The organism is Paenibacillus sp. J31R30 (assembly GCF_059692115.1).
The window spans coordinates 109735-134724 of record NZ_JCAUAV010000013.1 but is presented as its reverse complement, the minus strand read 5'-3'; the positions used below and the strand labels follow the sequence as shown (position 1 = coordinate 134724).

General features: G+C 37.0%; 23 protein-coding genes. 4 read left to right on the top strand and 19 right to left on the bottom strand.

The window, feature by feature from the left end; translation table 11 throughout:
* Window positions 1-107: 107 nt before the first annotated feature.
* The 9 genes from AC58QO_RS28460 to AC58QO_RS28420 form a co-directional block, all read right to left on the bottom strand.
* Entirely contained in the window at window positions 108-1139 is a 1032-nt protein-coding gene (locus tag AC58QO_RS28460) for a phospholipase D family protein (RefSeq protein ID WP_497271546.1), read from the bottom strand.
* A gap of 81 nt (window positions 1140-1220) precedes the next feature.
* Complete coding sequence (locus AC58QO_RS28455) at window positions 1221-1727, bottom strand: helix-turn-helix domain-containing protein (protein WP_497271544.1); 507 nt, start codon at window positions 1725-1727, stop codon at window positions 1221-1223.
* Window positions 1724-2224, bottom strand: a complete 501-nt coding sequence (locus tag AC58QO_RS28450; protein WP_497271542.1) for a helix-turn-helix domain-containing protein — start codon at window positions 2222-2224, stop codon at window positions 1724-1726. The genes AC58QO_RS28455 and AC58QO_RS28450 overlap by 4 nt, the downstream gene beginning before the upstream one ends.
* 380 nt (window positions 2225-2604) lie before the next feature.
* Window positions 2605-3885: a protein NO VEIN domain-containing protein gene (locus AC58QO_RS28445; protein ID WP_497271541.1), complete on the bottom strand. Its 1281-nt coding sequence runs from the start codon at window positions 3883-3885 to the stop codon at window positions 2605-2607.
* A 201-nt stretch (window positions 3886-4086) separates the two neighbouring features.
* Complete coding sequence (locus AC58QO_RS28440; RefSeq protein WP_497271539.1) at window positions 4087-4398, bottom strand: hypothetical protein; 312 nt, start codon at window positions 4396-4398, stop codon at window positions 4087-4089.
* Window positions 4399-4542: 144 nt separating this feature from the next.
* The gene (locus AC58QO_RS28435; protein ID WP_497271537.1) at window positions 4543-4860 is read right to left on the bottom strand and encodes a pyrophosphohydrolase domain-containing protein; all 318 of its coding nucleotides are present in this window, start codon (window positions 4858-4860) and stop codon (window positions 4543-4545) included.
* 16 nt (window positions 4861-4876) lie between these two features.
* Window positions 4877-5902, bottom strand: a complete 1026-nt coding sequence (locus AC58QO_RS28430) for an HNH endonuclease family protein (protein WP_497271536.1) — start codon at window positions 5900-5902, stop codon at window positions 4877-4879.
* A gap of 41 nt (window positions 5903-5943) precedes the next feature.
* Entirely contained in the window at window positions 5944-7248 is a 1305-nt protein-coding gene (locus tag AC58QO_RS28425) for an McrC family protein (protein WP_497271534.1), read from the bottom strand.
* Window positions 7249-7263: 15 nt separating this feature from the next.
* Window positions 7264-9948, bottom strand: a complete 2685-nt coding sequence (locus AC58QO_RS28420) for a DUF8426 domain-containing protein (RefSeq protein WP_497271532.1) — start codon at window positions 9946-9948, stop codon at window positions 7264-7266.
* Between the two features lie 138 nt (window positions 9949-10086).
* Between AC58QO_RS28420 and AC58QO_RS28415 the strand changes: the two genes are divergently transcribed.
* The 4 genes from AC58QO_RS28415 to AC58QO_RS28400 all read left to right on the top strand — a co-directional run bounded on the left by AC58QO_RS28415 (window position 10087) and on the right by AC58QO_RS28400 (window position 13667).
* Complete coding sequence (locus AC58QO_RS28415; protein WP_497271530.1) at window positions 10087-11073, top strand: helix-turn-helix transcriptional regulator; 987 nt, start codon at window positions 10087-10089, stop codon at window positions 11071-11073.
* Between the two features lie 106 nt (window positions 11074-11179).
* Window positions 11180-11893: an NAD-dependent deacylase gene (locus AC58QO_RS28410; RefSeq protein WP_497271528.1), complete on the top strand. Its 714-nt coding sequence runs from the start codon at window positions 11180-11182 to the stop codon at window positions 11891-11893.
* 236 nt (window positions 11894-12129) lie between these two features.
* A complete protein-coding gene (locus tag AC58QO_RS28405) occupies window positions 12130-12351 on the top strand; it encodes a hypothetical protein (protein WP_497271527.1) in 222 nt (73 codons plus the stop codon).
* Between the two features lie 2 nt (window positions 12352-12353).
* Entirely contained in the window at window positions 12354-13667 is a 1314-nt protein-coding gene (locus AC58QO_RS28400; RefSeq protein WP_497271525.1) for a hypothetical protein, read from the top strand.
* Between the two features lie 245 nt (window positions 13668-13912).
* On the opposite strand, the gene AC58QO_RS28395 is transcribed toward AC58QO_RS28400, so the two are convergent.
* From AC58QO_RS28395 to AC58QO_RS28350, 10 genes are all read right to left on the bottom strand, one after another.
* Complete coding sequence (locus AC58QO_RS28395) at window positions 13913-14665, bottom strand: hypothetical protein (RefSeq protein WP_497271523.1); 753 nt, start codon at window positions 14663-14665, stop codon at window positions 13913-13915.
* Window positions 14666-14716: 51 nt separating this feature from the next.
* Complete coding sequence (locus AC58QO_RS28390) at window positions 14717-15337, bottom strand: HNH endonuclease (protein ID WP_497271521.1); 621 nt, start codon at window positions 15335-15337, stop codon at window positions 14717-14719.
* A gap of 278 nt (window positions 15338-15615) precedes the next feature.
* Complete coding sequence (locus AC58QO_RS28385) at window positions 15616-16020, bottom strand: LEM-3-like GIY-YIG domain-containing protein (protein ID WP_497271519.1); 405 nt, start codon at window positions 16018-16020, stop codon at window positions 15616-15618.
* 123 nt (window positions 16021-16143) lie between these two features.
* Window positions 16144-16686 (bottom strand): HD domain-containing protein, encoded by a 543-nt coding sequence (locus AC58QO_RS28380; protein ID WP_497271517.1) that lies wholly within the window; start codon window positions 16684-16686, stop codon window positions 16144-16146.
* A 113-nt stretch (window positions 16687-16799) separates the two neighbouring features.
* Complete coding sequence (locus tag AC58QO_RS28375) at window positions 16800-18041, bottom strand: hypothetical protein (protein ID WP_497271515.1); 1242 nt, start codon at window positions 18039-18041, stop codon at window positions 16800-16802.
* A 521-nt stretch (window positions 18042-18562) separates the two neighbouring features.
* On the bottom strand, window positions 18563-20260 hold the full coding sequence (locus tag AC58QO_RS28370) for a hypothetical protein (RefSeq protein ID WP_497271513.1): 1698 nt from the start codon (window positions 20258-20260) through the stop codon (window positions 18563-18565).
* Between the two features lie 536 nt (window positions 20261-20796).
* On the bottom strand, window positions 20797-21033 hold the full coding sequence (locus AC58QO_RS28365; protein WP_497271512.1) for a hypothetical protein: 237 nt from the start codon (window positions 21031-21033) through the stop codon (window positions 20797-20799).
* Window positions 21034-21130: 97 nt separating this feature from the next.
* Complete coding sequence (locus AC58QO_RS28360; RefSeq protein WP_497271510.1) at window positions 21131-21796, bottom strand: RloB domain-containing protein; 666 nt, start codon at window positions 21794-21796, stop codon at window positions 21131-21133.
* The gene (locus AC58QO_RS28355) at window positions 21774-23111 is read right to left on the bottom strand and encodes an AAA family ATPase (protein ID WP_497271508.1); all 1338 of its coding nucleotides are present in this window, start codon (window positions 23109-23111) and stop codon (window positions 21774-21776) included. The genes AC58QO_RS28360 and AC58QO_RS28355 overlap by 23 nt, the downstream gene beginning before the upstream one ends.
* 616 nt (window positions 23112-23727) lie before the next feature.
* Complete coding sequence (locus AC58QO_RS28350) at window positions 23728-24978, bottom strand: TIGR02679 family protein (protein WP_497271506.1); 1251 nt, start codon at window positions 24976-24978, stop codon at window positions 23728-23730.
* Between the last annotated feature and the right edge of the window lie 12 nt (window positions 24979-24990).

The window sequence follows — 24990 nt, the reverse complement described above, 5'->3', positions numbered from 1 at the left end:
CTATGGCTGTGAATTATCAGAACTTGGGATAGACATCGAATACCTCAGGCTAAACTATTCCTCTGGCATATTAAAATCACCATTGATAATTTTTTAAACAATTTTTATTATACGCTACTTTCTATTATGTCGATTACATGTTGAGCAAACTCATTTGTAAGTCGAATCTTATCCACTCCGCGTTGTAACGCTCCAAGAGTTCTACCTCCAACAAAAGTAATAGGCGAATTAAGATCAAACGAAGCTTGAATACTAGCGATTGTGTTCTGATGCTTAATCCACGACTCACTATATTTCGGACAAATATTTTTAGCCCTTATCTCCCAAGGCCATCTGCTGCTCTCATCCCAGATGTTGGGCTCACCTACAACTTCAAAATAACCCAGCAGTTTAGTAGTCCCTACGCCATAACAGATTAATATATCACCGATCCGTACCGGATTCGGTCTCTTAGCAAAGTGTAGTTTTTCTATATCAACTGATAATCTTCTTGTTTCTGAAAAATGTTGATCTGACCAACCAACAGGCTTAATGAAATATCGTATATCTATCTTGCTTTCAGGAATCTTATGCTTAATGAAGTTATTTACTTCAAGATCAATCTTAGTTTTTTTGGGTAAGCCAGCATTATTAGAAAAATTATCGATCTTGACTATAATGTTATGTAGTTCCTCTTGGGAGAGTGCATGGCTACTAACGCTGCTGATATCAGTAAGCACTTTCCTTAATTGAAGGGAGTCATCAATATGAATGCCCCACTCGTGATTGTGATTTAACCCTGCTTCAGTAAAGTTTGCCGAAGTAATAATACCACGTAATGGGTTACCACCTTTTGAAACAATATAGATCTTTCCATGAAGTTTATTATCTATGTGTATACGGAAGGCAACCTTATGGGTCAAACAATTCAAGTAAAATGAATAAAGAGAATTTGCCTTTTTGAATAAATCAGGGTCATTATCTTTTAAAGTTGTTGTAAGAACAATGCGTTTAATTCTAGACGGTGATATTGCCTCATCAAAGAAAACATCAAATGACTCCATAAGAAACGGACTGACAATATGTACCTCATCAGCATCATTTAGCAGATTTTTAATTTCATCGAAGTGACTTGAATCCATGTTATTTAAAACTCTCATACAAACCCCTCTTTCTTCAGTCGTTCTTCTGCACTTCTGAATGATTATTGATCTTTTATTATTATTTATGCAAAAATCACTCTATGACAAAGACTCTCCTGACCGATACTTTTGCACAACGGTAATAAGTTCATCTATCGCAGAATGGGCCAAGAAAAGTCTTTGGACGATACTGGAATCAATAGACTCAATAATCAGGTGAACTCCCTTACTATTGACATCATATCGGCATTCCGAATTAAAGATGGGTTTTGATACTAACTCTTTCTCATTTGCCACTGACTCCAAGTGAGGATACTTTTGGTAATGCTCACGAAGTGCATCCCGATGTTCATAATCAATAGTTTCTGCGTCAAGAATAAGCTCCACTCTACCGGGAATAAATTCGCTGCGCATCCAAGCATCAAGAATTATTTTATGAAATGATACATCACTATAGATCCTAGTGTAAGGAATTTTATCCTCTCTCACCAATTTACGAAGCATATACCTTGAAATACCAAGATATGCAGCGGCTTCTTTAGCATTCATGTGGCCGTTATACCACTTCTTCGCTTCCTCCTCACCCCTGATAACTGCACCAATCATTTTAATTCCCTTCGTTGTGCTTTAATATATTCTCGATCAATCTCATCTAGAGCAAGAATGAGAGCATGATATCTACGTTGTACGTACATTCTGCGTTTCTCCAAGTCTTCTGGGCGATCTTTATAAAACATGCTTTTTGTAGCACTTTCCTCGAATGCTTCGTCAAGATGTTTTTTGATATCTGCTTCCTGAATCTCCAAAACTGTCTGAATGAAACGGATGGTTTCACTTGTTAAATGCATCTCAAAACGTGTTCCCACTAGACCTTCATCAGAATCATTCTTATCAGATGGTAACGGAGTTAGCAATGGTCCCCGTGGTGTAACACTCGCCGCGCCCATCCATTCTCGTAGTACATCTTCGTGGAATATTACTCGACTTCCTACTCTTATGTAGGGAATCTGACTAGTTCTTACCATCTCATAAATCTTTCCGTTTGATATTCCTAGGATCTCAGATACTTCTTTCACAGTAAGCGTAACCTTCTTCTTGCTCAAAATATCAACCCCATCCTTATGAATACGAATAATTAATACCATTTGATTTCAAATATAAATCCCGTTCGACATATCCATCAAAACTCCTGCAATACGCATACTGTATAGCCTAATCACAAAAAAAAGAGAGTAAACAACTCACATTACGTGTTGTTTACTTCCCTTTTTTTTGAATATTACTCAGTTTCTGAGAATTAGTGAAACTCTGGATTCACATCTGAGCTAAAGAATTCATCAATCATTCTTTTATCATCTGCTCTTTTTTTGGAAATTGACGCAATATATCTATGCCGAACCATAAAAGACGGCTCAACTTCAACTTATTTACTTCCCAGTCATCAAGGACTTCTAAATTCCTAACGTATGGATTTTCTATTAAATTAACTACCTGTTTCTAACTGAATTGATGCGCGATATTGAACGGGCTGTATATTAAATCTTGAAAGGAACTCGCTACCTGAATATTTATGAATGGTTGGCTCGCTGTTTGCGTTAGTTACCACACAAAGCACAAAATTCTTATTTGTTTTGGCTTGCTCAAGTTCACCGTAAGTTAGGATAAAGTTACAACTTGAACCTGATATTCCTTTTACTTCTACTGCGTTACGCTCATGATTTCTTATGCATATTAGATCAAAACCACACCGATCAAGTTCGACTGATTGAACTTCCCAGCCATCCTGTTGATACATATTAGTTACCGCTTGAATGGCTGCTAGTTCTACGAGTTTGTTATTCTCATAATTTCCATAACCAGCACCTCTATCTATTTCAATGCTATTTTTGGACGAATCCTCATTAGTTTGATTCATGAAACTACTCCAGAGGTCCTCAAGCTTAACTGCTATCTCATGAGGGAGATTTATACCAGAGCCTTGAGTTCTCCATAAATGGGAAGGTAAGAGCTCTGATACTGGTAATATTGATTCAGAGTTGGGATCAATTAATGTATCGAATTTCACTCCGATATAAGAAATTAATTTATCTTGCTTTTCAGAATTGTAATGCTTTCCTTTAAATGATTCTTTCACGCAGATACCAGATGCAAAAATTCCCCGTGGTTCGCTTCCTTGTTTTATAAAGAAAACTCGGTCACCCAGAGTGACCTGTGTTGAGCGACAACTCCATTGTCTCTCCACTCGTATCCCTGAATTTACTTGTACACTCTGTTCAGCAAGATCTTTCCACATCCAAAGTTCTGGATTCCAAGTAAGTAAATACGTGCTAACAGCGTCGTGGACATCTGTCTGATCTAAATCTCCCTCATAATCCTCACCGATAAAAGTCCCAACACTACCGACGTCTAAATATGGCATCCAATTAAATGCTAGTGATGCATCAATTTGCTCTTTCCACCACTGGAAGTCGGAATCTCTGTTCTTTTTATAAACATCAAAATATCCTTTAGATGGCATATTGGACCCTATATCAACGATTAGTCCTGTAATAGCAGGTAACTTATTCTGTTCTATCCATTCGGCCAGTTCCCTGAGACCTTGTATTTCAAGACTGCGTCCGTATGTATCTGCTATATGCTTTAAACCGAGCCCTTGTAAAACTTCCTTATATCCTAAGTATGTTTCAGGATTACCTGCAATGATATTTCCTTCCTTGGCTTTCTCTACTAAATAGTAGAGCAGTTTTTGAGCATTATCTTTCATTTTCTATTCACTCCTTCTGCATTAAGGACGTACTCTGTAAAGACTTCACTAGCCAACCCGATAAGGAGGTATTCTAAAAATGTTAGAGAAGTTGGACCAAACTCCTTCCAAATACCAGTCCATTGATTCGACCATGGAGAAAACCAAAAATATGTTAATTGGTTTAGCTCAGGACTTTCTGTGTTGGAGAATTTAAAAAGCTTACTTGCCCACTTTTTGATATTTATATGCTTTCTTTGACTCTAAATGTCCGGGGCATACTACAGAACTTAACTCACCCATATGATAAGCATAGCTATATCCCCATCTGCTGAACTTACTACTCTCATCTTTAAGATTTACAGATAGATTCCCATCCTTTTTACCGTATTTCTCTGCTTTGCCGATGTAAAGTGGGATAACTTTCTGATGCTCTTTCCAGAACATTATATAGATTACTCCGTCATAGTACGATTCATTATTGTTGAAGTCGTTAATTACCTTTTGAACTTGAGAAGTTATAAGGGCTTCCATTCCTCGCTTCTCTTGAGTAACAGTCTTCCATCTTGACCAAAAGGAAACGTAGTAACAAGTCCATACTTCCCTTCAAACAAAGGAACACCATCATCATAGATCCGGTGTTCCTTGCAGAAATCATTCCATATATTTTTTTGTTATTCATTCCGTCGATATTAGCAGCAGCTTTTCTTTAAAGCCACCACGTTCTTCTCTCTTCTGCAATCTTACTTTTTCAAAGTCATTTATGGATACGCCTTTATTCTCGAGAACCGCGTATACCAGCTCCACCAAGTCAGCCAGCTCCTCTACCTGGCTCTCATCACTTGCAGCAAAATATTCATTAAGCTCTTCTTGAAGCTTCTCGTTTAGCTTCTCAACGTATTCTTGCTCGTTTAAATCGCGAATGGAATAAGTAACACCCTTCTTATCCATCACTTGTGGAATCTTATCGCGAATAAGCTTGTTATAAACTATCATAGTTATCTCTTCTCCTTTAGAATACTGGAGCCAACTCAAACATCGGCTGCCAACGGTGTATTAATGCGTTAATGGCGAGCTTGTCCATGTTTACCAAAAACGCATGTCTGTCTTTTTCAGTCTTGCCGGTTTGAAGAATTAAAGTCTCACGTAAAGGATGGTGACTTTCAATAAAGAAGTTATTTCGCTTATGAAGTCGTCCTAAGTATTTGATTCCGGGGACATTCGCAAATTTGCCCGCAGTCCCGCGGTTACAAGATTGACAGGCCAGAACAAGATTCCAGACACCATCAAGATTTAATAAAGTATTTTGCTTCAATGAATGTGCAAAAAAGTGATCAACGTCGGCTAAATTATCCGATGCAGGATCTACACTAATATCATTGAAGCAGTAAAAACACTTACCTTTCTGGTATCCGTTTAATGCATCCCTGGCAGATGTTATGTCTATTCTTTTGAATCTTTCTTCTTCAACGAAAAAACGTGCGTTGTCTTCATCATACTGTACAGCGAGCAATGATGTCTTTACTCCAAGTTTCCAGGCTGTCTCGACAAGATTCCATCTTGCCTCTACCTCAAATCCAAAATTAGTTTGCTGGTTTGATTCAAGCAGTTTGAACAGCTCGTCCGTTAGTACAATTCCTTTTTTTCTGCCCTCTGTTACCTTCTCAAAGAACTTAATCGGAAGTTCATTTCTATTCACAATATGGAATGCATCTAGGACATTCGTGTAGCCATATTTTACTGTTATGTCGATGAGTTCGTCTAAGGACATTTCGCCATTATTGTAGCTTTTGCAAGCATCTAAGAACTTACTTGAACTCAAGGTTATTTGCTTTTCATTGTGCTTAAGATGCTCCAGGATGTGCTTTGAGAACGATTCAGATAGCTCCTCCAAAGGTACGAATGTGTTCGCCTTTGGAGAAACCTCTAGAAGTGTTTTAGCTAGAGAAAACTTATATGATGCTACGTTCTGACCGAAGAGAATAACGGACCGCCAATATGATTCTAAAGAGGGATATTCTTCTGTAAATATGTTCACGTGATGTTGCCTCCCGCATCTTCTACGATAAGTAGCACTGTTTACTGATTCATAATAATTGTTAAGCTTTCAGAAATATGTTTTATTGAACTTGTTATATCTTGTAAATCGATAAAAATCACATCAACCTCAACTCCATCATTACTTGAAAATGATAAACCTAGAGGTTCTTGAGCGGAGATGCCGTCATGCCAAGGGTATAACAGATGAATTCTTCGAGCATTATACTTCTTTGAATAAGCATACATTTGATACATATCAGCTTGAGAAATTCCGTAATTCGGGTATACAGGACTAAGCAACTTCCATTTCGTATCCATTATCACTACGGACTCGACGCTTTGTAGAACTATATCTGGTTGTAGGTTAAATTGTTTTGGCTTATCGAATAAGTAATATTTTCTATCTTGAAGTGTAACTTTATGGCTAACTCCGAAGTGTTTACTTATTACATTTCCTACATAGGATTCAAAGACTTTGTCCATTGGAAACAGGAGAGCAAATGCCACATTCGAACCTGCAAATGTTGTAAAGCTCTTGTTCATTAAGAAGAGCTTGCACCAGGCGAGTGGTAACTCATAACCGTTCATACTTCTATCTGTCTTTATACTAGAAAAATCCTTTTCGTAATTAGAAGAAACGTCCACTACTTCGAAAGCATTAAGCAGTTGCTCAATATCTTTAATATTTCGAGAATCGTTTGATACCTTTAGAAGCTTTATTAGAGTCACTTTTATCAGTTTGTTCTCTGGCCTGTTTACATTAAATACATCATAAGCTACAAAGAACCGCTCCTTGTGAACAATATTTTTCTTAATGTGTTCACTAAAGAGTAATTTCCCTTTATAAAACTTTTCATTTTCTTCGTGTTCTATATAACTAGAGCGTAAACCCCTCTTTGTTAACTCACGTGTCTCGTCGATAAACATTTTGATGAAGATCTCATATAAAGTGTTTTTGGTTACTCCAAGACTCGAGTTATTAAAGGTTTTAAAAGGGAAATCTTTTAAAGACCTAAGCATCTTCAAGAAAATTTTACGTGTTTCAGTATCAGATTGCGTCTTATCTTTAAAATAAATCTTTGGAAGTATTTCAATTTGGGTACCATCATTCATTTGAATAAGTCCAACATAATTTTTGGCACTAATAACCTTACCAATACCTCTTTTACTTGAGATAGACATGAGCTCCAGGGCATCTGCCCTGGAGTCATCTTTTTGGGAAATAATAAAATTCTCGAGCTCATCGAACGCTTTTTCAGGAATTGGAATATAATTTGAAGAAAGCCCAGTCAGCATCCCTCTCACAAAGGAGTCGTATTCTTTGATAACATAGTAGTTTTTCAATGTGATCACCAATTCTTAAAAGTCATAGACTTGCCTATAAGCATCAATATTATAAAATGCACTTTGGTTGATCTGGAATATATCTTTGTCGTCTATTTCCGTATCCAAACTAGTACCAAAAAGGCTTGGATCAATTTGGATACTTCTAATGAACCTTAATTCATCTTTCTTATATACATCTCCAAGAACGAGCTGAATTTTTTTGTAGTCTTCATAAAAATATTCTTGTAGTAAGGGAATAATCGAATTTTTAAATATACTTGCAAGCCGTTCGATCGATGAATCCTCTTTTAGTTCAATAAAGTAGGCGTGCCCGATCATATGCTCTCTGTCGTAGAGTACTTCTATTCTCTTATTCATTGTTTCAAGTAGTTTGCTTATTTCAATATCTTGAACAAATACATCCTCAAGCACGAGACTCTGTGGCATCATTTCAATGAACTTAAACCGTCTTCGAAGTGCAGTATCTAATAATGCGATTGATCTGTCCGCGGTGTTCATCGTTCCAAGAATATAAACATTATCCGGAACACCGAATTTTTTCTTAGAGTAGGGTAGGATTGCTGTTAATTCTTCGTCCTTGCCTAGTCGCTTCGAGGTCTCAATCAGTGTGATTAGCTCACCAAAAATCTTCGAAATATTGCCCCTGTTGATTTCATCAATAATAAAAACATAGTTATTTAATTCCCTCTCCACACTGAAAGATGTTGAACGATTTTCTGTGTATAAATCACGCTCAGCACTGATGGAATTTGAACTATTGCCTGTATACTTGTCAAATATCTCTATGAGATCCGAAGAATTAATTCTGTTTAATTTATACAATGTTCTAAGAGTTAAGTTTTTATTTCCATTAAGAGCGTAGATATCTTCCCTTATATTGACCGCAAGCCATTTCACAGCTCTTTTTCTCTTGTACTCAACTAAACTTTGGTCATAGACGTAGTCCCCGGTAACAATTCCAATTGCATCAATAGTAGTCTGATTGAACAGCGAAAGTACAACATCCCCTATATTCATGGTATCTTGGAAGTCTATCAGTATATCTCGAACAGTACTAGAATCACATTTTGTATCGTATTCTATGTGCTTAGGCAGATGATCCCAACCAATTCTAATACAGTTGTCTCTGAAGCACTCTCTTTTCGTAGAAGTATCGCCTGCTCCTTCTAAGGAAATCTTCCAGACCGTAGGGTTACCAGATATCAAATTAGTATTATTGCTTGTCACAACTTTTAGTTTTGAAGCGGCTTCACAGAAAGCTTTAAACACACCAGGCTCCAAAGCGTATTTGATAGCACCAGTATTTTCATCGTCAATAACTGGCTTGATTCCTTCAATAAATTCCTCATATCCAAAGGATTGATGAAAAGTGGTAAATGCAATCTGACCCATTTCTTTGTACTCTTTATATCTCAAAAAGACTTGCTCATAACCTTCCACTTCAACTTCTTCTTCAATCTGCTCCAAACTTTTATTCTCAATAATAGCCAAAGCATACTTCACTGTATTATATGTTTTCCCTGTGCCTGGAGGCCCGTACAAAATTATATTCTTATCATGCATCACATTACCTCCAATTAAAGAAGCTCTATTAGGGTTCATTACTTGATCTTCCGTACCGTTTTCTACAGCCTTGTTATAGTAGGGCACTATCTCTTCAACGGCATCTTTAATTGCGCTTAATAAGTGGTCGCTACTCATATCTCGGACGTCATTGTAACTAAAACTCCTACCTATTTGTAGTTTGTGGTATTCTCTTTTCTTCGCTTTTTCTATAGTAGATATAATCTCATTTTTTTTAACTTCTTCGACATCTGATTTTCCTGTCACGGATACAAAATATTCAAAGTTTGTATTGGCTGGGTTTAGTATATCCATAAACTTATTATGTCTATTAAATGCTTCAATCTCACTGTTACTGTCTTTAATTTCAAGTGAAACTCTAAATCTAACTTGACTATTTTCTTTCTCAGCGAAGATGGAAATACTTGTTGAATATAATTTCTTCGTTGGATTCTTTAGCTCTATCCAAAAATAAGTGCGAATCCCATTCCCACTGCCATCTAACCACTTTGAAGCAGTCTTTTCATACATATATCCGTTAGAGCTAAAGTAACTTGCTACCTTTAAAAACTCTTTAACTTTTTCTCTACCAAGTTCTTTAAGTGCTATCATTTCTTGTTTTTGAACTTCATCTTCTATTTTATTCGAATCCTTATAGTACTTCCCGCCGTAATCTCGAAGAAAGTCTAGGATTTCTATAAATTTAATCTCAGGCTTCATATCTACAATTGATCCTTTCTTAATAAGTTCAGCATACTCTTTATTAACAAATTGAATCAGTTCGTATATGGTTATGGATCCATTGTCTGTTTGTACGACAACGTCATGATCTAATGTATCAGGTATTTCCTTTACTCCATTAAACTCATTCCCATACGTTAACCTTCTGAGTGGCCCTTGAGAACCCAAAAAGTTATATGTACTCTCTTCATGGTTAGCATTGTACCATTGGGATGTTCTTGCGTTCTGTACATCATTGTTACATATTTTTTTTGCTTCTTTTAGAATGTCAGGTTGTTTAAAATAAAAATTGGTGGCAGTTAACGATTTGCTACGGATGCCACGATAATACTCGTTATAAGCCATAGTTGCCGTTGCGGTCCATACCGCATCCGTAACATTTTCGAATTTCATTTTGAACCTCCGTTACATCACTTTTGTCTTAGCTTCATAGGGAATTTTACCTACTCTCTACTCCATATTAACTTGTCTTATGAAAAAGGAAAGCATTTCTTTTTGAAGAAGTATTTACTAAAGGTGGAGTGATGTTGGATGAAGGAAATTAGCAATGTAAAACGGACCATGAAGATCAGAGAAATCCTCCTTAACAATACAGATGATACCCATGAATTATCTCTAAAGGAGATTGTAGATCAGCTTAAATTACATTTCGGAAATGAATATCAAGTTTCGAAAAACACAGTGAAAAGCACAATTAATGAGTTGAAGGAATGTGGGTTTCATATTGAGGAAAATGTACGCGAAAATGAAACGGTATATTATAGCCACCAGTACAGAAAGTTTGAAATACATGAACTTAGAATGCTTATCGATGCAGTTTCCTCTGCCAGATTCATTACATCCAAGGAATCTAATAAATTAATTAAAAAAATAAAAACATTAACAAGTAACTTCTTAGCTAAAAAGCTCCATCATCAGATTTCGATTGATCCAACGGTTAAGGCTCAGAATCAAGAAGTGATATATCACATTGATAAAATCCATACTTCCATAAACGAACATAAAACAATCACTTTTCAATACGGTAATTACAATGTAAAAAAGGAATTTGTGCTTCGACATCATGGCCAGGAATATACAGTTGTTCCATTGGGGCTAGTTTGGAACCAAGACTACTACTATCTTGTGGCAAAGAAACCCCAAGATACAGAAGTTAAACATTATCGTGTGGATCGCATGAAGAATGTATCCGTCTCTGAAGAATCCTTTATTGTTTCGGAATTTAATATAACTGAACACATGAAGCAAGCATTTAATATGTATCCGGGACATGTGGAATACGTCGAAATTCAGTTTCAAAATGAGCTAATTAATGTTGTGATAGATCGTTTTGGTAAGAACGTAAACATCCGAGTTATAGATGAACATACTTTTTCAATTAGGATCAAAGCAGCTATTAGCGAAGGATTACTTCGTTGGTTGCTCATGTGGGGAAGCGATGCGAGAGTGATCTTTCCCCAAGCTTTAGTAGAAAAAATACAAGATGAGTCCATAAAAATGAGCAATCTTTATCCATGAGGTATCACTTTTGATGCCTCTTTTTTAGTACCAACGAGTGCTCAAATATTTGAGCACTAAAAATGGTGTAATCAAACCATAAGGAAATGAATTGGAGGGGTAACCATTGATAGCTAAGTGGCTGAAGCATTCGAAACATACTGTTGTTTTTACGGGGGCTGGAATGAGCACCGAAAGTGGGGTTCCTGATTTTCGATCAAAGAATGGTTTATGGCAGGGTAAAGACCCACAATCATTAGCAAGTACAGAAGCCATGAAGTATAACCAGAAGGAGTTTGTTGATTTCTACCGCAAGCGTGTTGAAGCTCTAGAAAATATCCGTCCACACATTGGCTATTACATCCTTACAAAATGGGCAGAATCGCTTCAATTGAAAGCAGTCATTACGCAGAACACAGATGGGCTACACGAACAAGCTGGAAACAGCAATGTTATTCCATTACACGGAACGATTAGGCAATTGCATTGTCACACATGTGGAGTGGTTTATTCAACAGATAGATACTTCCATGATCTTATATATTGCAGTTGCGGAGGGTTCATTCGTCCTTCCGTAGTATTATTTGGAGAATCTTTAGACTCTCAAAAATTAGCAGCCGCGGAGAAAGAAGCTCAGCAGGCAGATTTGTTTATAGTTCTTGGAACCTCTCTTGTTGTGTCCCCTGCGAATACTTTTCCTCTTATCGCGAAAGAACATGGTGCTAAGTTAGTCATAGTAAATCAAGATCCAACACCTTTAGACTCCATCGCTGATGCTGTCATTAACAACCAGAAAATTGGAGATGTTCTTCAAAACATTTCGAGGGAGTTATTCCTGTGAAGTAAGCATATATCGGGGTGCTTAAATAATTGATCTTGTTGGATAGTACACTTGAAAGAAGACATGTAAGGGAAAGGTGCGTGCTCACTTTGATGTGGTTCCTATTCCTCTTTATCCCATTTCTCATATGTATGTTAAACCAAGGTAAGCAAACAGATGATGATTCCTCCTCGATTCCAGAACCAAACGGACATTGGGTTAATAAAGGAACGTACTTTGACGAGGAGTGGGAATGGTTGGAGCCAAATAAAAATAACATATTGCTGTATGTGAATGTCTTTGCTATAGAAGGAGGGTTTAGCATTGTCATTGACGATCTTCATCCTTCTTCAGAATTAGAATATGTGTATTGCGAAGACAAAAGAGAAGTGGAAATAGCTGTTACCCCCGTCTTAGGTCGTGTAACCGTTACTGACCTTGTTGGGATAAACCTTAATTTTAACAGGAGTGGAGGATGAGTATGAATCAACCTAAAGCATTTGGAACGTTTACTAAACGAGGTAATCATACGTTACGAACATCAGCTTATATCCAGTGGGGGAACTCAATGAAGTCTATTGGAGCTGGATTGCTATTGAACCCTGGATCAGCCAATTTCGATATGATGAGTTCTAAGTTAACTACTGCTCTCCATACGTTGGGCAATGCAGAGGGCCAAATTTACACCGACCCGACAATGAATCAACTAATCAAAGTAATTGAAGGTATCTATGGAACTGATACTCTTGAGGGTAGATTCCATATCTACAACCTCTTTAATTTACAAAATACCAATAACATACATGCAATTGATCAGTTTGAAAACTTAGTAGAGTCCGGAGAGTATGACATCACGGAATCTTTAGTCACTCATAATGAATTAATAACTCATCCGTGGATCTATCTTGGGTGGGGTGTCGAACAGAAAAAGAACTGGAAGAACCTCGAAGTTGTCAAGGAACGCTGGCGGAACCTAATATCCACTTCGAAAATACCTACGTTTGGCAAAAAACATAGTAAAACAAATGATTACTATCATCCCTCTTATGCTATTTACCGTCCTAACCTGATAAATGAACTCGTCAATTTGTATAATCAGAAATTTAGAGTTAGAATACAACGATTTTCACACCACGCCACCAAACCAAATATGCTTATCGATCATAAACCAGTAGAACAATCGGATGAATTTATTTTAGGTTGGTTCAGATCCCCGGGCAATCCTGAATCAATAGTAGCGGGTTTTTCACACCTGCATATCAAAGACGGTTACAAACTACGGGCTTATCAATACTCTGATGGAGCAAATGGTAATGGTATTGTTTGGGCCATACCTAAAGAAGCATACTTACCAGACCCGAACGAATGCCTTCAACTAAACGAACAATTCTTATCGGCGCCAAAACCAGCATTTGCGTTAGACGATTTCATGCAGGTCGTAGACGGGGATAAGACTCCCATGTCTTATCTACAAGCAGCAATCACATTTCACGATCTACACGAATTTGGAGCTGTTTGGCATGGTACCCAATGGGGACGGGATGTCATCCTACCCCTTAATGATGATTACAACTTAGGCAATCACGATTGGGAAATGATTGAGGATAAACCTGAAGTAATCGAACCTCATTTCTATTACAGCGATGAAGGCAATCCTACTGTTGTATTCCATACGATAAATGACATTGGAACTGTTACGATGAATCGTTATGTCCATACGTTTAGTAAATCAGACTATACCCTAGTATTTGAACGTTTCATTATAGCAACCGCTGGTGGAGGAATCATCTTTTAAGATAGTTACATGTACTTTGATTATTCTAGTGGAATAAGTATCGCGGAGCACAGGGAACTGAAGCTACAGTCATAATCATAGCTTGGATGAGGATCTATCCTCTCTTCTACAGCTCTGATTGGGGACTAGCGAGTGCATTGCTAGGTCGATCATGGCTTAAATTAAGGCCTTGTTTTTAAAATAACAGGTATGGAGTGATGTAGCGTCGAGAGGTGAGAAAATGCATATATAGGAAATAGCTTGTTTCAATGTTTAATAAATTTGTGAACTTTTAAATCCGTTAAATCCTCTAATCTAACGATATCCGTCTTATCTGATTCATAATAAAAGATGTGTACTTCTAGTTCATTTAATATTTTTTTCAAAAATGGCCTTTTATCTTTTTGAATATCTATCATTTCCTTATATTGTGTAGAGTCCTTCCCAATAAGTATTGCTTTCTTTATATCCTTCTCGGATAATTGGTCAATTTTTTTTGAATAACTAGAGATAAATTTGGATTTTGATAACACTTCATAATACGTAGCAATTTCAAGAATACATCGCAACAAAGTTTCCGTATTTTCTTTAATTTTCAACTCGATCAAATAAATACTATCCTCTGTTCGTGAAAATAAATCAATCTTGCCTACTTTATCGTCGTTGGTATTTTTAAGGGGGATTTGATAATTGATAACGCTACCAATCCCCTCTATTGTTTTTCCAATTAGTTCCTTCGCAAAATTTTCTTCGTTTCGATTTGATTCATTATTAATAACAAGTTCACCTCGAGTTTCTACTCCATAGCCTTTTTCACGGTGAATTTCCTCTAAATCATCCAGCTTACATTTGATATTTTGATCAAGTAATTCTCGAGAAATGACCTCCGTGTATAATTCTTTAGGATCATCCTTTGTTTTCCCCCTATAATTAATAACTTTGCAATTGTAAAGTTGATCTATCTTGTTGAGACAAGCACGCAACTCATTCAAAATTTCATCCCGTGTATAGCTGTACATAGATTCTCTCCTATTCCTTGGATAAATATAAACGAGGTTATTATACACATTTTATACAGAATCACTTTTTCCTAAATTACATCTTGAACAAAGCGATTGTAGGTTATTAATTTCAGTTTCTCCACCTTTTGACCATGGTATAATATGGTCCAGATGCAATTCTATCGAGGGGTCTTTTGCAGGAGATGCACCGCATATGCTACATTTAAACATGTCTCGTTTTAATACATCAAACCTAAGTTTTATGCCTGGCGTACGACTAGTCTTATGAGTGATAGATTTTTCAATTCTTTTTACTATCGCACTTGTTGTGTCTATAACATCGAGATTACGAATTGGGGCTATGATACGATCACCGTTAACACATTTACCTACAGGAAATTCCGCTTTTTCTCCCTTAGGTCTATGCCATATTACACCATTGTATGGATAATTTAGCCCAACACATTCATATTCACCTTTACCAATATAGATAAATACCGTGGGTTTATTAGGTTTTATTCCATTATTAATAATGTTATAGCAGTAATCAGACGGAATAATACTCCCTACCGTTCGCCCGTACTTCAAATTAACTTCTCTAATAATTTCACTCGTTTTAACAACCTTACCAATACCGAACGTCTTAATTACATCAATAGCGTACGCAATGATTTCTTCATCAGTTGTCACTAAATATTCCTACCTTTCTAAATAAAAAAATCAATTAAAATACCATTTATATATATGTTTCTTCTGGTTTTTTTATATTTGATAGTAAGGGCTTTGTCTTTTAACATTTAAGTACATAATAGGATTCTGCGAGTTCTTAGGGAAGTAGTACTCAACAGATTTCACTATATATTTATTAATAATATCCGCATCAGCAATCTTCCCTACAAATTCAAATCTACCAGGGTCATTTAGTGCTCCTCTAGTAGAGAAAGTTGTCCCCGCAGGAAACCATTTTTCTATCTTATAAACTTGTTGAATAATTCCATCGAATATCGAAAATGCATAATTAACCTTTTGCTTAATTCTATGCGGCCATAAAGGGCACTTTGCCAGCCTCTAACTTTATTTGTTAATCGGTCTTTCCCTAATAAATCAATAACAGAAGCTTCTACCTTAAGAGCTGTGATTTCATCATCAATCCCATGAAGGAGTATTTCTATTTTAGGTTCTTTACCATTCCCTCTAATTGCGTTTATTTTTTTAATCTTTTCGGATTCAGTCTGTTCACTAAGGTGTGAGAAGACTCTGTTACCTTTTCCCTTACCAACATAAAAAATTTCCTCAGTATCTGGGTCAGAATAGATGTATACATAATATTTTAATTCGTCGATTACTTGTTTTGAAAATTGTGTAACCATCATTAGTACATCTATCTCCCATTCGCTATATTATTAAATTAGTCTTTTAATACATAAATGCAAGAAGTCTTTCAAAGAAACCGCACGAGACAATTCCTTTGTTAGATGACATTGCCACTCTGCAGACTAAACTTCATCAAACAACTGCTGTATTTCTAATTGCAAAAGTTCTAATAATGGAAAACTTACGTTGTTCCCGAGGCTTTGTACGATGCCGGTGTAGTACCATTTTTGACTATCCCTGCCTCTTTTAAATTTCTCCCAAGCTGCTTCCCCCATAGTTGCCAAGTCACGCTTGATCGAACGGAGATTATGGAGCTTGTCGGCGCAGGCAACGAGGCGAATTGGCAAAGGAGCATACTTTAATTCGTCCAAAGTGTGCTGCTTCCGCTCCTCCCAACTAGCTCCTTTGTCTGACTCAGAGCACCCCTTCACTATTTCGAGCACTCTTAGCCCAAAAAGTTCTAGTATCTCTTCTTCCTTCGTGTCCGTATCTTCAAGGGTATCGTGGAGGAGTCCCGATACAACCACTTCCTCTTCGCATCCTGCATTCAAGAGGATCATTCCTACGGCATATGGATGACTAATGTACGGAATATCCGTCCCTTTACGTTTCTGTGACTGATGTGCCGTTGCGGCAAATTCAATAGCAAGATCGATCATGCTCATTTAGCATCACGCCCTCTTTTTGTATTATCTATCCATATTCAGCGGCACTCTCCCCACCGCCTAGTAACAATAATTTACCTTTATTATAAATGTTTACTATTGTATCGCTTTGATTAGCATGGTTTAGAAACGATCTTACTTAAAAGCCCCCACGCTACCTCAAAATCCATTCGTTCGTCATCTCTACCTAGATAATCTCTATTCTCTTTATCAATTCTCCGGTACATTTCCCAGTCCCATGAATCTAATTCAGTTTCTGATAAATCTCTATGTTGAATATTTAAGCCCTTGCCACGTCCATTATAACGAGCCTCTTTTGCCAATTTTCTCGCCAATTCGTATCCAGTATTATAGTTGCTTTTTTCTCCACAATTTTTAAAATGCCTAAAATCTATGTTAAACTTCAGACCCAGCTCACCAGGCAACCTGTTCGCAATTGTAAATGCCCCATCAAAGTCAACCCAACCCAAATGAATTCTGATGGCAGGACCATATTGGGTCGGCAAATCAATTACATAAGCCTTTAGGTTTGAATGGAACTGTCCATCCCAACCAAGTTCTCTTAATCGACTCAAACATTGCTGATAGTACCAAACCACTTGATTCGTTAAGTACAATTCGACTGTCTCTGGTGTCGGTTTTACTTTCTTTTTTTCACGTACTAGTTCTTCCCAGTTAACAACAGTACTACTGTAATCAAAAGTATCAATACTCCCATTGCCCACTTCATCCAATACAATAGTCAAATCGAAGTTTTTACCGACGCCCTTGGATACTATATAAGCATACGACTTTTTATCTTTTGGCCTAGCATCCCACACCTCTGTTTTAAATACATCAGCAAGTACTGTAGATATTACATTCTCTTCTTTTATGTTTCCAAGTGTTTTATTGTAAATGTCCCTTGCAAAGTCGTCATTTTTACCCAAGTGTTTAGCCCAACTTTTAAAAGCATGAAACAAACTCTCACAATCAGAATTAATAAATTCTGATGTTTTAAGTCTAGTTCCGCCTTTAAATAAATACCTTCGTGTCTTCAAGGATATTTCTTCATGGGACCTACGGGAAAGTGCCCATCTATAATTCAGTATTTGGTTCATCCAAAGGTCTGCTTTCAACTCAGGATTAGCACTCTGTTTTGCTTCAATCAACCATACACTTCCCTCTTCATCAGTACAGACGAGATCAATCGCCCCGTGATAACCTGATTTACCACCTTCCGGTAACCAAAACTCTTTTCCCCATACAAATAAGTACAACTCTTTCCCATTTGTAAGTCTTATCTTGTTGTAACAAGTGTATTTAATAAACTCATCAACAATATGCTGCTCATTGGCATATTCGTACAAAATCATCTCGAGTAACCCCTTTTTTTATGTCCAACAAATTATATATAGAAACATACTCAACCCGATACATATTGTATCACACTAAACTCTATGAATCATTAGAATCTTCGTTTCTGCAATTCTTATTTTTTGCTAGACTCTTCGAATATAGCACTTTTCAAGTTATGAATCAGATATTCTGACGGTTTGCGTTTCTCGGTTGAGTACAATACAAGACAGTGTTTTCTCCAATTTATCTCCCTTATTCATGGAACCCCAATCTTCAGAATGCTTCACTCCGCTAGCATATTCCCGATTAATTTGATATTTCCTTCAATTATGATTACAATTGTGAACAAATAAGACTGAGAACTGATTGTTGATCACAACAATCAGTTCCCAGTCTTTGGTGGTTTCGTGGGCAGTTTTTTAGAGTTCTGTAAACTTATTCTCAATAAATCTAATGTATGCTTACGTGAAGCACAGTATAGGCATAAAATAGCTCTAACTGGTGTATCTAGCACTATTTTAACAAGTGTACCAACCACTTATAGCTCAAATACATCGACAAGATGCTGACTTACAATGAATAACTTCCTAAGTAATTCACGAGATTCCTCAAGTGTTATTTTAACTTGGCTCTGTTCATCTTTCGAATAATGAATAATCTTATTAGCTGTTATCCTTATGTCATTCATGTGAGTATTAATATAGCTTTTATTATTGTAAAGATTGATTCCTTGAATCATAGAATTCAGATTTTCTTTTAAATTTTTCCTACCTAGTTTGAAATATGATTCTCTCACGACAATTTCCAATGCTCTTCGCATATGAAATAAAGAAGCATCAGTTTTTTTATAAGTAAAAGATAAAGAAATTATCTCCTCAAATTCAGATTTAATAAGATCAGTAACCTCTTTGCTTTTTATCTTATCGATCAATAATGATAGTCTTTCTTTATATTTATCTGAAGGACTTTTTATTAATGGGTACTCAACAAATATTTCAGGGAAAAAACTCTGGAATTTCCTTTGGCCTTCTGCATAAGTTTCAGTATCTAGATTAGCAAAGGGATTTTTTTGTCCATTTTCACTTTGAAATAAGCAAGCATAAATAAGAGAATAGCAATGTTCAATATCCGCAAAGCGACTGTAATAATATTGTTGTAATTCCCATCTATTATCTGGTTGATAATCTTCCCATTCTTTCATTCTTTCAAGTTCAAGCACCACCTCCATCTCTTCTTCACTCAGAGGCGATGGGAAATAAGGTTTCAAATAGTGTTGAAAAAGTTCAGTAAAGTCTCTTTCATTTATTTTTGGTACTGATACTCTTAACAACGATACCTTAGTATAATTACGGTCCTGTGCTTCTTCTGGCAGTTTTAAATTTTCTAATTCTAAGAGAAAAATTTTCTCAAATGGAATAAGTGGAATATATGTTGCTTCTAATTGCAACAATGTTTCATCATTGAAAAATTCAAAAATTTTTCTCCAGTTTTTGAGGGGGACCCTTACCTCAAAATCAATTGTCTTGTCGTTGTTTATATCCAACTTCCATAAATACTCGTAATCCTGTAGAGTAATAATATCTTTGTCTTTACCTTCAAGTTCCAAGAATACTGGATGCTTATATGGAATATCAATATGGACATGTTCCATCTCAGGTTCAGTCGTGATTGAAGATATTTTCTGACTATCAATTAATTCAATTTCGAACTTAAAATTAAAAAGGTAGCCTCGTACCTTGTCATTTTCAAAGCTAAAATTAAAATCACACTTAAGTTTTTCAACTGAATAATCGATATAATCTTTTTGTGAGTGGAAATAAATTATTAGAAATACTATACCTGCCTTATCACCATTCTCTAACAAACATTTTGCTTGGTTAAGCAGAATAGCAGAATTATTTACATTACTTCCCTCATTGAAATGTTTATTTGCTTGCTCGAACATCCCATATGCTTTTTGTGAATTCCCATTTTTAGCGAACAGTATTCCTTGTTCATTTAACTCAAGTCCTTTTTGTGCTGGACCAAAATAAAAATTTTCATTAAATTGTAATCTCCACTCTTTCTCTTTTTCCCTTTTTTTGATAAGTGGTTTATACTCGGATAAAGTAAACAAAGAGGTATCAATTAAATTCTCCCAACCATCTAATGGCGAAGCAGTTTTATACTTTTTTGCATACTCTTCCAAATCAGATAACTTTTCCTTCAATATTGTATTAAACGACTTCTCTCCCAAATCCGTATCACTCCTTATAATTGAGAGTATATACCAAGACTTGCTTTACAACTACAACTTATTTGAATTCCAGCAATCTTTTTCGAAGAGCTAAATCTATCGAGGTGCAACTTGACATCAAAATGCAGTTAAGGCTTATGGATGAATGCTCACTAATCCATATGCCTTTTATTAATTTTATTTTGTGTAATACAGTTACCTTTCATCGGGTGTTTATTTACTTTTATTCTAAACCCTCTATGCACGAAATCGGCCATTTTCTCGATTTACATTCCGATTTTTGTAGCATGCCTATTTTAATAATCTGAATTATGTCGTGACATGGATCAGGGAAAGATTAGGAATACATAAAGAATATTAGAGGATTGATTGAGTAAAACATTTGAGGAGAATCAGTTGGGATCAGGCTTGGAAATAGATTTGAAGAGGATGTTTAATTGGATTGAGGTTGTGAACACGAAGCAATGCAAGTTCCTCTAGAGCGCAATAAAGAGCTGCCAATTTGCTCATTTAACCGCTCGAATATATAGGCCTGATTATCTGGACTCAGTTACCTTACAAACACCATGGTAAGCTAGCTGATGATAATATTGACCATTTATATCACTACTTAATCGCCATTTGATGTCGCTAATTAACGCATAGGCATGTTTAGCCTGTACCTGATCATGTGTCTGAAGCAGCGTGACTTCCTGCTCACATCGTTTCATAGAATCCGAATCGATGGATAAATTTTTACCGCCGAGCTGATATTGACTAGAACAAATTATCATCCTGCATTCCATAAGTGAAAGTTTTCAAGTAGTCTGCAGCTACCCAAGAAGCACGAAAGGCGACCTAAGCAGGTCGCCTTCTAGAATAAGTATGATGCTATAGAAGTCCGCAATCCTTCAAGATCTTTTCTACTGATTCGTGGATAGTTAGTGAAGGATTTTCTTTAAAATATTTGAACCCCTTGTACTCGAAAGGTCGTAAACCGTTTCCTTCGTGACGCTGCATGATGCTCTTGGATCTTCTTACAGCTACCTTTACATCATTAAGCGTTAACTTCTTAAGCATTCGCTTAAAGTTACTCTCTTGCTTATACGTGGCAAGTTCAGAGAACGTCTCTTCGAAGGCGCTATTGATGTGATGAAGATAATGGGATCGATGTTCAGTATGAGCGTTGTAGTCTCCCTTATGCAATGCCATCCAGAGCTCGAAAGTCAGGTTGCTATACCCCAACAGATACTTGATTTGCTTACCTTTAAGGCTGTTAGTTGATTTTAACAGATCCAAGGTTTCGAGGAACTGCTTAACATGCACTGGATCGTGACTTTCGTAGTCAAACCAATGAGTGACCTCGACTTTAGAGATAATTGTAAGACCCTTTGCAAAGGATAGCGGATTCTTTTCTACCTTACTTTTAATTACTGCTGTTTTCTTAGCCGCGGGATCTGCGTTGATTGTGTCTTGAAGCCAGTCTAGATACCACTTCTCTGTTTCTCCCTCTACGCTGAAAAAGTGCTGCGTCTTATCCTTCATTCCTGGTGGCATCTTCTTTCAATTCACCTCTACTTTCCAATATTTCTTTGATTACAGAGGTGAAATCAATGTCTTTGATAGCTCCATACTGGTTGACGAAGTAATTTTTCATGTAGTCGCCGCCATTTCTCACTCCCTCTCTACCGGAGGTGCCAAAGTCTGATAAAGAGTAATGGGTACTGCAGAAGGAATTTTCATTACGCTCTACGAATTTGATTTCGTCTCGTCTGAATAGGTTGGAGTTTAAAAATATTGGATTGTGTGTGTTGAAGATCAGCTGCGCTTTTTTCTTATTTAACTCATCGTTATGAAAAATGTTCACGATGGACATCAATGCCATAGGATGAAGGGAAGCATCGTATTCGTCGATTACAAGTGTGCCTCCAGTGATCAAAGCTCTAAGTATTAATGGGAAACTGTAGACAAAACGAATCGTGCCGTAAGATTCGAACATTTCTGCAGGAATTGCAGCCTTCTCATTAATAAGAGAAAGCAGTTTTGGCTCAGAATCATCATCAGATGAATGATAACCCAATGCATTCGAGTTTACCCCAAATAGACGAGCTGCATCATTGACCGTTCTATCGATCAGGATCGTGTCCTTCTTAGAATTTGAAGGCATTACCATTAAGGCATCGGCACGACAAAAGACCATGAACTTATCTTCAAACCAATTGCTTATGATACTTACCAATTTTGAACCAAACATTGCCTTGAACCCATTCATTAAGAACAGATCATCATCCTCTAGATTACCCTTCGCTAGTTTCAATGCGGTTTTGATCTCACTTTTCTCAAAGGCACTTGCTGAATATTTATTGATAACATCTATGTTTAGATCATCTATGGACTTACTTCGAGAAAAGACCACATTGTCGTTTACATGTAGGATCTCCGACACAATGCGGCGAGTGTACTCCTCATCTAGAAACTTACCAAGATCGATGGATAGTTTGTACTCAAATACAACACCGCTATCGATGAACTTAATTGAAAAATCTACTGGAGTCCCATTTGTATCAGATTTGTTCGGAATCAACTCCAACTGGCTAGCGGCAGGGTTCGACTTGGATTTGATATCTGAGTTCCTAATATGTCCTCTTAAAACGATGTGTTGTAAAACATCCATTGCAGAAATAATGTTGGTCTTCCCACTAGCGTTTGGTCCGTAAATTACAGCGGAACTTAGTCCCTTATAGACCTTAGTGCCGATCTTTTCATTAAGGATACTGTAGTCCAACCCCTTTTGCTTAGGTGCCGGTGTCATTGAGAAAACTAACTCATCTTGAAAGGATTTAAAGCTTTTTACCCTAAATTCTAGAAGCATAAAATTACCCCCATTTTGCAGTATTTTAGCAAAATCATAATTATACTATATGCTTTATCTTTGACTTTAGTCAATAAAATTATACGATTTTGCAGATAAAATGCAAAATAAATATATTTTCGGCTAAATACCCCTGACCAACCGTTAATGGCTTCCTGTTTCGCTACGACCACCAAGCGTTTCGTTGTTCCTGCTGCACCGTAACAGGTCGAAAAGATTAGAAACTTATCGAAGGTCGAAAGATCGCTTCTACTGCATATCTTTACCGTTCTTCTTTTCCAAACGATCAATGAACTGCTGACAATCAGCATCGTTGGCGAATACCTGCTTGGTGTAGAGCGTGTCGGTCTCTTCAGTGATGAAAACTGAGCAGATCCAATAGCATTTGGCGGGTTTGCTTAATGAGAATCCTATAATGATATATTTAAAAATGATATAAAAAATCCGGCTATCACTAACAATAGCCGGAATCAAATTTCCTATAACTTGCACATATCTCTTTGTATCTTTAGAAACACATCAATTTAGGGATATAATTCTCTACTTGTTTACATAACATACATTATGTAATTTAGTATTTTACATGCAAATTAAAAACTGTTCATTCCAACATTAATCACGTTATCTCCACTCTATACTTAGAAATATCTTGAATCAAATAACGCAATAATTTTTCCTGGTAACCTGCCTTCTCACTAAATAGGACTCCCTCTTTAACCTCAGTTAACAGGGGATGCTGGATGTTTTTCAGCATCGATAGTCTGCGAGGTGAAAGCATAACATGCGTTTTGCAAAACTCATAATCCTCTATGCTCAAACGCCATGGTATGAGCTGATCTCCATACCTCTTCCCAAGACGATCGCAGATCAGGAGTCCCTCTGGATCAAAATCTCCTGAGTAATACAGAGTAGAACCGCCTTTAACCAGTTTATCAAGAAGCATAAGCGAACTGAGCTTAGGCTGACCATGCAGGCAAATCAAAGGTGGCAATGAATCTGTAAATTGATCAAGCAACGCAGAAAATACTCCGGAATTCTCAACCACAAACACACAGCTTCCTAATATAGGAGATACTGAATCCAATTTTAATATTTCGCGAAGTGGTACGTTCAGAATCGCCCCTTCAGCATGTGCATGCTCCCAATAAGAAAAATTCGATGCGGTTAATCCCGAAGCGCTTACGAAATTATGAACATCATCTTTCAGCAGTCCGGCTGCAGCGTAAAGCTCTACTTCTTCTTCGAGCGTTACCGCGTCCTGCACCTCAAACAGAACTTTCAGCCCGTCTGTCAACATCCTTCCGTATCGATCGCCGTCGAACGCGTGAGGGTCGCCGGCTACCCGTTCGGAAAAAAAGGGCAACCTTTCATAACCCTCAACCGGAAGCTGGGAAAAAGCAATAAATATTGTCTCAAACTCCTGCAGCGCATCTTCCCTTTTTTCTTCGTACATGCGAATGAAAGATCCCGGCAAACTCTCCAGGATCGCTTTGGAGTTCGCGTCATCAAATCGCATCGAAAGCCGATGGAAAAATTCAACGCGATCGTTCCGTTTGTTCTCTCTAGCACTTTTATTTGAAATGATCTCTTCTCCTGCATATTCATCTAACAATTCTTTCAAAGAAACGTCACCGAAAGCGGATCTCTGCAGCATCACTTCGAATTTGAGAAGCGGTACGCGAAAGGAGTCGCTTGGAACAACGCATCGAAAGAAAGAACCAATAGCTGAAACTTCTTCATCAGAAAGTTCCTTTAGTATGACTTCGCCGCCAATTCTGCCGTGTTTTTTCACCTTCCGAATCATTTCTTTAAAAAGCTGGTTATAACCGGGATCCTGTTGAAAATAAGCTGCCGCTTCTTTTTTCAATCTAACCGCTCC